Annotated in this window: 6 protein-coding genes; 1 reads left to right on the plus strand and 5 read right to left on the minus strand. The window is 54.1% G+C overall.

The window, feature by feature from the left end:
* Nucleotides 1–105: 105 nt before the first annotated feature.
* The 5 genes from G6034_RS14860 to G6034_RS14880 form a co-directional block, all read right to left on the minus strand.
* Nucleotides 106–1,056: a hypothetical protein gene (locus tag G6034_RS14860; protein ID WP_218063948.1), complete on the minus strand. Its 951-nt coding sequence runs from the start codon at nucleotides 1,054–1,056 to the stop codon at nucleotides 106–108.
* Nucleotides 1,057–1,774: 718 nt separating this feature from the next.
* Entirely contained in the window at nucleotides 1,775–2,833 is a 1,059-nt protein-coding gene (locus tag G6034_RS14865; protein WP_176635889.1) for a DUF4192 family protein, read from the minus strand.
* Between the two features lie 91 nt (nucleotides 2,834–2,924).
* A complete protein-coding gene (locus G6034_RS14870) occupies nucleotides 2,925–3,902 on the minus strand; it encodes an MAB_1171c family putative transporter (RefSeq protein WP_218063949.1) in 978 nt (325 codons plus the stop codon).
* On the minus strand, nucleotides 3,902–4,381 hold the full coding sequence (locus G6034_RS14875) for an ImmA/IrrE family metallo-endopeptidase (RefSeq protein WP_176635891.1): 480 nt from the start codon (nucleotides 4,379–4,381) through the stop codon (nucleotides 3,902–3,904). The genes G6034_RS14870 and G6034_RS14875 overlap by 1 nt, the downstream gene beginning before the upstream one ends.
* Nucleotides 4,368–5,261 carry an oxygenase MpaB family protein gene (locus tag G6034_RS14880; protein WP_176635892.1) on the minus strand — a complete coding sequence of 298 codons (894 nt, stop codon included), beginning with the start codon at nucleotides 5,259–5,261 and terminating at the stop codon, nucleotides 4,368–4,370. The genes G6034_RS14875 and G6034_RS14880 overlap by 14 nt, the downstream gene beginning before the upstream one ends.
* 688 nt (nucleotides 5,262–5,949) lie before the next feature.
* Between G6034_RS14880 and G6034_RS14885 the strand changes: the two genes are divergently transcribed.
* A partial coding sequence (locus G6034_RS14885; protein WP_176635893.1) for an NACHT domain-containing protein occupies nucleotides 5,950–8,868 on the plus strand: 2,919 nt, incomplete at its 3' end.

Here is an 8,868-nt window from a genome sequence, read left to right on the forward strand (position 1 = left end):
GCAGTTTTTGCTTACGAGTCATCTTTCCCACTTTGATTCCTTTCTCACCATAGTATTGACTGGGAGCGGTTCTGGCCAGCTCTAATTTTCTGGCCGCTACGCTAACTACGCACGTTGCCGCCGCCACCAGGGGCGCACCGTGTATACGACGAGCCACAACCAGCTACTGATAGCTAGCGCCGTTGCGATTACCCAACCGGTGTTCCACGCGCTGTTTTGAAGCGGTAGAGCGGCCAACGCGGCCAACAACACAAGTGATGCTGAGGTTAGTGTCAGCATCGAGCGTAATGGCTCCAAGATGCGCCCAACAAGTTCGTGCTCGCCGCCACGTCCCAACCAAGAGAGTAAAAGTGCAGGTCCTACGAGCAGGATAGAAGATGCTGGCGATGGCAACGTGGTAGCAGTCCAATGAACAATTGGTAGATTGTAGATTCGAATCATGCTGCCCAGTACGACCAGAAAAGCCACCACTGAAACCGAAATAGTGGTAAACCGGTATAATGATTGACTTGCTGGGGCTATCGATAAATGCCATCGCGCCACATAAGAATCAGGGTTCGTGGATATGGCACAATGTACGATTTGTCTTGGGTGTTTTGAGCTGCCCTTGATTTCTTCCCGAAGTTCACCGTCTTCAACTAATTTGAAACTTTTGACCTGGACTGATGATGGTACTCGAATTTCGATGTGTTGACTTGGTACGTCACCTAGAGTTTCCACTGCCTGCTGAATTTCAACCTCTGAGGAGCGATGAAGCGCAAAGGGTGAATCTTGGTCGAAAGAGAATTTGAGGACGGCACGGTCATTGATGATGCGGCCATCTAGAGAAACTAAAAAGAGGAAATTCGTCACAAAGCTCTCGGTCCAAAGCATAAAAAGGATGGCATCGTCTGTTTCTGTACGATCTCCGAGTTGGGACTTGAGCCACAGAACGAACAGTTCAAAATAACGCTCGCCGCGTTTGGTGTCGAGTGACAGGAACTGCCACAGCAACCGTGACAATTTTGAGCGTTCAATGTCTTCTGGCAATAGCCGCCTCGATGCGGCCAGAAGCATCCAAAGGGCGCATTCTCGATTTTGGCCGGAGGTCAACACTGCGCTTGCCACACCCGCTATTGGTGCCGTGTCCAACCGCCTGAGGGTCCCCTTAGCCATTAGGGTTATTGGAACAAGCACCCGTCCGTTCGACTCAGTAACCGACCACTCGGCTGGCAGAGTGAAATCGTACGACACATGACGTCGAGTTTGTGGACCGTCGTCTAGACGCAGCGAGTCCACCCTCCTATGCATCCACAGTCTCGTGTTTAGCATCAGTTGAAAGAAATGCTCGCCCGCGCGTTGTGCTTCGGGGGAATCCGGATCGACCCCTTCTAGCCACGCGATGTGGTTTGCGACAGTCGATTCGACCGTAGGGGCTTCGTTGTAGACCTCAAGCGCCTTCCTGCTCATGCACTGAAATGTTCTGAAAATACGTTTAAAACGTGATGGGGGCATGAACAATCCTTGAGAATGTGGGCAAGAGTAGTACCCAGACCAACTTAGCTTTCAGTGTAATTGTCAACGTGGAGATTGGCTACCCGTATTTGTTGAAGAGGTGGCCAAAAACCCCTGGGAAGATGACCGAAAAGCGCCATGCTCGAACTCTGCTAGCTGCGAGCCGTAATGCGCAGGGATAATCGTCCAAAGGGTTACGGGCCATGATCGAAAGGTGTTTTATCGCCTGATTGACCGGAATAGTTATTCTGGCAACCTTATCTGTATGCATTGATCGCCATTACGCCATTCCCATCCCCTCAATCCTTGGTCCGCGGCTCATCGGGGGCTGGTAGGCGGAGTTCTTGTCCATGGACCAGGGTGCGAGAATACCGGCAGCGACCATTTGGTCGCTGAGTTGCGCAAGCCGATAGTGCGGGTCGGCTTCGAGGGCGCGCTGGAAGCATTGGTGGGCGCGGGACCCTCTGCCTTCCCACCACTGAATGATGCCAAGGCTAGTGAGTACGGGGGCAGCGTCAGTTCCATCGGCCCGTGTGTATAGATGGAGCAGGACCTCCTGGGCGCGGTCGACACGATGCCAATGGGGTGGGCGTTTTGTCTGGCCGAGGAGCAAATCGCCCAGGCTGTCTTCGAGTCCAGGGATGTCAGCCAAGAGCCGGTCCCGCACGGAGATGAACTTAAAGTCGGCCAGCAACTCCGCCGACTGAGCATCAGTTGGTAGGTCGGCGCCTTTGAGCAGGCCGCCCCACAAGGTTCGTGCCTTGGCCGTGGCGACGGGTGGGGTCATGGACTCGATGCGGAGGCAGTTTTTGAACACCTCTTCGCTCATGTCCCGCCGAGCCAGAATGGGGATGCGGAATCCTGGGCCGGGCTCAATGGTGGAACCGCGAAACACCAGTTCCGCGTTGAGCTCGCTCGTCTTGATAGTTTCAAGGGGAGTGCCCGCCAGCGGATCAGGAACAATCTGGAAGTAGTTGGTGAATGAGGTTTCGCTGATGATCCAGCCGTCGCGGACTTTGATGTTGTGCTGTGACAGCTCCCCGGCCAGGATTCCAATCACGTCTTCATACGGATGTTCATCCATCGCTTCCCACGGGGCAGGCGTGAAGATTCCAAAAACGACGCCGGTTGCCTCACGGTCGGTGGCAATGCACTTGACGACGTCATGCACATACCTTGCGGTGTCCGCTCCCTCTTTGGGAAGTCCCACCCGAAGAGTCGAGCCAATCCGGCGGCCGTCCAGGGTAAGACAGACCAGGCTTTCCTTTGGCCAATAGCCGAGGGTATGCCCCATGAGGCTGATGAAGTCTTCCGGGGTCTTGATGCCGAGCCGTTCCACAATTCCTCCGACCAATCACGGGTCATGAGCCGAAGCCCCTGTCATCAGTTCATGGGCCGGAGGAGGTAAAACGACGTCGGGTCAGCTGGGTTCAGCGGCCGATCAGTGTATCTTCAATCTGACTGACCAACGCCAATGATTTAGGTCTGAGGGGGCGTTCTGGCCGCTTGAATTCACAATCCCTCACTTCAATCACTCTGCGGTGCAACCGCCTCATAGGCTTGACCGCCAGGAAGTCAAGAAGTGAAATCTCGTTGGGGTTGAGGACGACATCGCTGGTCCCGGTGGTTACCTGCCGCCAGGTGGTGTGAATCTCAATCAAGAGCAACCGGGCTTGTAAATCTCGCAGAAGATGCTTGACCGGACGGCCCAACCGCGGGAGGACAATGCCAATGCCGACTAGCACGACGGCGGACGTCTCCGCCACACCATTGAGCGAGTTCAAGAAGGATAGGGGGCCGTTGCTGCCGTCGTGCGCGGCCATGACCATCCCAGAAAGTAGCCGATCCACGAGCGTGAGGCAAAATGCTGCGATCCCCAGACCGATTAGCCAGAATCCCAGGCGAAAAGTTACCGCATGCAACGAAGCGGTGTGACGATGCAGGATAAACGTGATGTCGAGGCACGCCCAAAGGATGAACAAGGATCCGGTCCAGAGAAACACCTGCATGCCGAACTGGTCACCGTAGGTGACTGGCAAGTTCTGATCAGTGCGGTCCACATGGCTTGTGAGAAAACCGACGGTGACTGCTATCCCGGCCACCGTCATTGCCGAGTTTCCCATTGCAAGTTGGTGCCGCCTTCGTACGTTATCGGTAAGAGCAGCCAGCATAATGGCCGCGCGGAACTGCCAAAACCCGGTCAACAGAAACAGCAGCAGGACCAGGCCGACGGTGTTGTGCCCGCCCAGCACAGGATCCACCGCGTAGTAGACCGGGGCCAAGTGAAGTGTGCAGGCCGCTGCCGCAAAGACTGTGGCGCGGAACAGATGGGCGCGGCGGGGGTCGACGATGGCCGTGAGCCGGACAATGGCCATGGCCCACAGTGTCAGCGCTGGTACAAGGAGCATCAGCCGAAGGCTTCCTGGAGTCCACCGGGTTCGTCAGGGCTCTTGCGTCCATTGCTACTGATGCGGTCAGCGAGAAGATCGGCCAGGATCTCGGCAGTTTGCTCTGCATCGTCGCTGAGGCTCTTCCGGCCCAAGAGTTTCCGCGGTTGGGTGGGGAAGGATCTGCTGAATTCGCCAATATTGATGCCCGCCGCAGTGTGCTCGTGACCCAGAAGCAGGTGGCTGAATTCGTGGAGAATGCTCTGCTGCCGGTGCAAGGGCGAGAGCTTCGGGGCGTAGTAGAGCAACTTCACGTCGTCGTCGCAGTCGGCAGTCAGAGCGGACAGATCGTGCTGCTCGATGTCCATTGCCGAGACGATGATGGTAATGCCCAGCAACGTCTCGACGGCATTCTGGATCGATTCCAGCGAGGCTTCACTATCGAGAATTAGGGCCTTGTTGGCGCGGGCGGCAGCGCGGCGGGCGTCACGATGGCTCATGATTCGACTGGCTTGCTGGGGACATGATGTTTTCCGGTCCGATGTCATCGAGGCGGTATCCGTTGGGGTAGAGACTGGAGCCCGCCTCGCCTGGGACAAAATGTGGCTTGCTGCTGAGTGGGCGACGGCGGTGGATTGCGTTGCGTGCCTTCAACACGGTTTTGAGGGTCGCTTTGCTCAGCTGTGTTGCGCGGGGGAGGCCGAGCGCATCAGTGAGGCGATCGTCGTCGAACATTGCCGTGAGCATAGTCTTCGCAAGTGGCCGGGCGGGTGCGGGAAGTCTAGATTTGAGGACTTGAACGGTGCTGTCCATCAGCTCGGCGCCGCCGGGGGAGTGAGCGATGTTCTCGCGCTCGTAGTCGTCGAAGAACTGTTCCGCTTCGGCGAACGTCGAGGGGATAGTTCCTATGTTCATGCGCGCGCCAAGTTCTCGGTAGAAACGTGTTGCTGCTTTTTCCTCCGCCGGTGTTGGGGCCCTCCATGCGTGTGTGCGGGCCCAGCGGATGGGGACGACGAGGAGAGTGAGTAGGACGTAGAGGAAATCGTCGTTGTTGCCGGGGACGTGGCGGTGGACGTGGTTGAGGAGACGGATCATGTGACGTCCGCGGTCGCTGTCCAGTCCGTTGCAGACAAGCTCGTAGGTCACGATGGCCGTGTCGTAGGAGCGTTTAACGGGGCGCTGGGTGATTTCACCGTTTCGTTGCAATGTTGCCGCGATGCTGGGGATAGCGAAGTTGCGGTAGTAGGCGAGGAAGAAGCCGAGTTCCACGTCTGCAGCGAGGTCGAAGAGGACCATCTGGCGGTAGGTGGCTTCCCAGTCTTCTGGGGTTGCTTCTGTTTGGTGGCGGGCGGACTCGGCAAGGCTGTGGCTTATGCGCATTGGAGACCTCCCGTCAACAGTTAGGAACAGGTGCTTCAGCCCATTCTAAATCCGCTACTGGTGAGCAACCAGATGTGCATCCTCATTTTCCCGATTGAGTGCCGGCCCTGAATCGCAGCTGACGTAGGGGCCGATTGGGTCTGCCCCCCCGGTATTGTTGGCCGAGTCAACAAAAGCCAGGGCAGACCCGGCTACTTGACATCTAAACTAGGTCGGCTGAGCTAATGGTCGATACTTCACCGCTCGACAGGATCCATGCGCTCTCGCAGCGAACGCGGGAAATGGGCGGTGAACTGGCCCCACGGGTCGTGGCTTTGTGGTCGCCGCGGGGATAAGTAGGCGGTGAAGATGAGTTGGTGGCTGCGACAATTGCCATGTCGGTGCCAATGCCATTGCCGAAGATGGATTCCACCCCACGTTGACCAACATGCGGATATCCATTGCTGGCCCGACCTGACGTGCCCAAGGTTGTGACATATACAAGCCATGCCTTCAACTGGGCCCAGCCTGTAGGGGCTGCCCGGGCGGTGTGTCCATCGTGAATCCATGCAATTCGGGCAAGATTGCCAGGTGTGCCGAGCAGCCAATTCTGACTTGCCGCTGTGGGCAAAACAGAATGTCCTGTTGTACGATCCAAACATCAAGTCAGCGACACGCTCCCGACTCTTTCATCAGCGAACGGAATCCAATGACGAATCGTCCTCATGCTGCAAATTCCCGGCCCTTCGTTTTTAGCGACGCAGTGGAATTGTTGAACGGGAAATCCAACTCAGCGATCAACATCAGCGATCGCGTTGCCACAGCTGCAATCCTTACAGCGGGCGTTGCGGGTGCACCGGGTGCGTTTAGTCTTTTAGCACCCAAGAATGCGTTAGTTGAATTCGGTAAGCAGCTTCAGGAACGAATACCGAACGAAATATCTGGAAGTCACGGTATTGGACGGACGCAACGCATCGTCGCTGCCCATTCTATTCTGGTGATCACTAGTTTTTTTGACGCCGCAGCGTTGATACAAACACAAGTCCCTGGTGCCAAGTTCAAACTTACAGGTAAGGAGGAGCTTCAAGTTGCCGTGAGAGATAAGGCCGGAGCAAAACTTGGGAATTTGGTCGAATATTTGTTGAACACGGAGATTCCATATCCCAAGCCTGAATTAGCCTTCGGTGAAATTGATAACCAATTAGTAATATTTTACGAGCAAGTCGCCGCGAGCCTATCATTGTATTGCAAGGGGCTTCGGTTTTGGGACGACTTAGATGATCGGGAACGTCGGTCTGTTGAGTATTATATTGAACAAGCTGCCCCGAAAACGGCTTTGGTCTTGTATAAGGAGGGGCTGCGAAAACTTGCGAATGAAGTCCACGAGTTCGAAATCTGGCTGAATGAATTCACCACCCGAGGGATTCAAGTCAGTTTTCAAACGCAGGGTGAGGCAACATTAGGCAAATTGGATGCAGTAATAGCTGCGCAACACGAGGCTTCGCAGCAATTCGAAGAGTTTCGGCGTTACCTCCAGCGTGTCGCACCAGAAACCAAAGATACCACTGAAGGAGCTTACGATCTAATTCGAATGATCGAATCTGTAAACCAGATTGCATTGACACCCCCTGATGTTGCTCGGATGAGGGGGGACTCAGGGGCGTCTATTCCGCGCCTCTCCGAGTTATACATCGAGCCACCCTTTAAGGTGGTTACCGGCCGAAGTCAAATTAACGTCAGCAGAGAAGACTGGTGGACGACAATAGATCCACGACACGACATTGACGATTTTTTTGGGGCTTATTTGACGACTTCTCCGACCGCCTTCACCAGTCCACTTCTGGTTCTTGGACACCCTGGTTCCGGAAAATCATCTTTAACTCGAGTGCTGGCCGACCGGCTGTCGAATACTAGTTTCGTTGCTATCCGCGTGGAGCTCAGGAGAGTTACGCCATCACAGGCGATTGAGGTCCAAATAGAGGAGGGCTTGCATTCTCTGCTCGGGCGGGCGACTACATGGAAGGATTTTCGACAGGCCACTCATTTGACGCCTGTCGTCTTTCTGGATGGACTTGATGAATTGATCCAGGCCAGTGATGAAAAGCAGACGGACTACCTCGAGCAAGTGCAGCTGTTCCAGCAGCGAGAACTTTCTTCGGGAGGTGTTTATGTAATCGTAACTAGCAGAACAGTCGTGGCAGATCAAACTAGAATTCCGCCAGATTCAATTGTATTGAAGATTGATGATTTTGGAGATTCAGAGATTTCATCATTCGTAGATAAATGGAACACGTTGAATCGTGAATACTTTGATAAATCCGGTGTGCGACCTCTACCAGCGAAACTTCCTGTTGAAGTGGCGCAACTTGCTGGACAACCACTATTGCTTTTGCTGTTGGCACTTCTAGATTCGGATAGCAATGCATTGCAGAGTGACTTGAGTACAAGGACAAAAGCTTCGACATATCGACAAATCCTTGTCACCTTTATCCGCAGAGAACTATTGAAACATCAACCAAAAATGGATGATGATGAGGTAGCCAACGAGATCCAATCCGAGCTTCTAAGGTTGTCATACATAGCCCTCGGGATGTTCAACAGAGGTGTTCAGATGGTGAGCGCGAGACAGGTGTCAGTCGACCTTGCTGCACTGTCCAATCAGTCTGATGTGGGCAATGCCGGTGACTCGGTCCAAAAAGTCTTGGGTAGATTCTTCTTCGTACACCAAGCGCAATCGAAATCTCCCGACGGACTACAAACTGCATACGAATTCCTTCATTCAACTTTTGGCGAGTATCTGGTTGCACACTTGGCTTATGAAGTTGTCAAAGAGGTACAGCACGAGGCGGAGCGTATGGCGCATGCACGATTTTCCGTCGCCAGCAACGTCGATCAGTGGGCTTCAACACTATTCGCATTTCAGGCCCTAAGTCAAAGAACACAAATTTTGGAGTTCTTTGCAGAATTGGCTGCAGAGTCGGCTGTGCAAATGGATATCTCGCTTCTATTGGTTGGGTTGGCCATCTCGCGACTCAACGCTGGTGGTGATGATATGGCCATGCAGGTGCCATATCACCCAATTGAAGCAACTATTTCGAGCCGGCTGTCCACATACACTTGTAATCTCATACTTCTGGCGTGTTGCATGACGCGAAAGAATGAGGGTGATTCAGATGGCATGCGCAATTTTGTTTCAATCCGACAGCAGTGGGACACGCTCGTATACTTCTGGCAGTCACAGATGGAGCCGTCCGCATGGGCCCAGCTAAACCAGGTTTTGTGGGCGCGGTCCTGCGCTCCATTACCACCAGAATTACAAGTAGATCATGCTCTTGAAATCGGTCTGGAATTTCTGACGCCTGCGAGCGGAAGCAATAACCACCTAACGCACGTATCCCAATGCAGGATTGTCTCGCCAGATTCGCTCAGAATTATCCTGGCCGATACTCTTGCCGAGGACGAAGCGAGGCGATTGGTGACCGGTGATATTGTATTTGGCGCAAAAAGCGTTGTCGGGGAAAACCTAAGAGTCCACTTCGTGGTCTTTCAAGATATTCACTTTGTTTTTGACACTGAGGACCTCTTGGCTGAATTGCAGAATCCTCGTCGTAAAACTGTGCCCACAGAG

The sequence above is a fragment of the Arthrobacter wenxiniae genome (assembly GCF_013376105.1).
Taxonomy (GTDB): domain Bacteria; phylum Actinomycetota; class Actinomycetes; order Actinomycetales; family Micrococcaceae; genus Specibacter; species Specibacter wenxiniae.

What these genes read in the sequence shown, in the direction of transcription:
- G6034_RS14880 (WP_176635892.1), bottom strand. Translation starts at nt 5,261, where the DNA reads ATGCGCATAAGCCACAGCCTTGCCGAGTCCGCCCGCCACCAAACAGAA.
- G6034_RS14870 (WP_218063949.1), bottom strand. Translation starts at nt 3,902, where the DNA reads ATGCTCCTTGTACCAGCGCTGACACTGTGGGCCATGGCCATTGTCCGG.
- G6034_RS14875 (WP_176635891.1), bottom strand. Translation starts at nt 4,381, where the DNA reads ATGAGCCATCGTGACGCCCGCCGCGCTGCCGCCCGCGCCAACAAGGCC.
- G6034_RS14860 (WP_218063948.1), bottom strand. Translation starts at nt 1,056, where the DNA reads ATGCTTCTGGCCGCATCGAGGCGGCTATTGCCAGAAGACATTGAACGC.